1 protein-coding gene is annotated in these 1,828 nt (G+C 34.6%); it reads right to left on the reverse strand.

Annotation, left to right across the window (positions count from 1 at the left end; all coding sequences use genetic code 11):
- Positions 1–99: 99 nt before the first annotated feature.
- Positions 100–1,668: an IS1182 family transposase gene (locus tag ACFYKX_RS27185; RefSeq protein ID WP_389365450.1), complete on the reverse strand. Its 1,569-nt coding sequence runs from the start codon at positions 1,666–1,668 to the stop codon at positions 100–102.
- Positions 1,669–1,828: the final 160 nt, after the last annotated feature.

The following is a 1,828-nucleotide window of genomic DNA, read 5'->3' on the forward strand; positions in this document are numbered from 1 at the left end:
GAGGCTGGGACAAAACTAGCTTCAAATAGTGAATTAGGAGAAATTGAGTAAACTCAATTTCTCCTTTGTCTTTTTTTTGCTATTAATTCTTATTAAATTTTATCTGTTGGCCGTGAATTTACGTAAATTCACGGCCATTAATGCAAGGCCCATTTCGTTATCAACCTTCGATTTGCCACGAACAGAAAATCGAGTGAAACGCAAATTGGCCTTCAAAAATCCAAAAACTGGCTCTACGTCAATCTTACGTTGACGATAGATGGCACCTGCTTTTTCTTCTGAAAGCTTCGCTCTCACATATTCTTTTTGATGTTCCCACTTCTCGTTCACCATTAGTTTTCGATTATTACCTTCTTTAGCTTTTGTACATGATGATCGGAATGGGCAGCCCGAACAGTCTTCACATTCATAGACTTTATATTCCCGTTTGAAGCCTGTTTTATCCGTACGTTCAGATTTGTATTTAAATGGAAGGTGTTTGTTGTTTGGGCAAGTGTATGTATCGTTTTCTTCATCATACTGCCAGTTGTCTGGGTTAAACTCATTTTGTTTATATTTTTTCTTTTGTTCTTTCAAATACATATTATACGTAACTAGAGCTTCTCGTTTACGCTTAGAAAGGATATCATCATAATTTTGTTCACTTCCATAACCTGCATCTGCCACAATATGTTTCGGTAATTCGAAATAACGTTTCTCAATTTCATCCAGGAACGGAATTAAAGTAAGTGTATCTGTTGGATTTGAAAATAAACTATAGGCAAGTGCGTATTGACCTTCCGTTGCTATTTGTACATTATAACCAGCTTTTAATTGACCATTTTTCATATAATCATCTTTCATTCGCATGAATGTTGCATCATGGTCTGTTTTCGAATAACTATTACGCGTGCCAAAGATTTCAAAGTCTCGTTGATAATTCTGTTTACGTACAATATAATCAGTTAGCTGCTTACGCACTTTCTTCGGAAATTTTCGTTCACCTCTTAATGCTTTTCTTTCCGCTACGCTCGATGATGCTTCAATTTTCTGATCATATTCAGTAATGACTTCATCTACTTTTCGAACCATTTGGTCGAGTTCTTCAAGTGTTAATTGTTCATCACTTTCTCTTTTAATTTCAGGTAAGATTTCTTTTTCAAGCAAATCATTGTAAAGTTGATTTGATTTTTCAATCAAGCTCTTGTGATACTTCTCAATCGCCTTTTTCCAAACGAATGTAAATTTGTTCGCATTCGCCTCTATTTTTGTACCATCAATAAAAATAGCTTCTTGATCAATTAATTTCTCTTGTACAAGTTGACAACGGAATTGCACGAAACATTGTCGGATTAGTTCTTTTACTTCAGGTTGAACACGGAAACGATTAATAGTTCGATAGCTTGGCTCATAACCTTGAGCTAGCCACATAATACGGATACTATCTTTTAAAAGTGCTTCGATTTTACGACCAGAATAGACAGACTGTGTATAAGCACATAAAATAATTTTTAACATCATGCGTGGATGATAAGCAGGGCACCCCTCATTTCGAAGAAATGGTTCGAGTGCTTCAAGTGGTATACTTTCAACTAAGTGATGTACATGGAAGGCAATATCATTCTCTTGTAATTTTACTTCTAAATCTAAAGGAAAAATTAATTGATTCATGTTATAATCTTTAAACATAAGGACACTTCTTTCTGTTTGGATTTTGTGTGGTAACTTAATTTTAACAGAGAATGTCCTTATTTTTTATTTAAAAAATAATCAAAGCCTGTGAAATTTTACTCTCGTAAAACTTCACAGGCTTTTTCATTTCAGAGGAGGGTTTTGTCCCAGCCTCTTT

The organism is Cytobacillus spartinae (assembly GCF_042865285.1).
In the GTDB taxonomy this organism is placed as follows: Bacteria; Bacillota; Bacilli; order Bacillales; family Cytobacillaceae; genus Robertmurraya_A; species Robertmurraya_A spartinae.

Coding starts and splice junctions, on each gene's coding strand:
- ACFYKX_RS27185 (WP_389365450.1), bottom strand. CDS start 1,668: ATGTTTAAAGATTATAACATGAATCAATTAATTTTTCCTTTAGATTTA.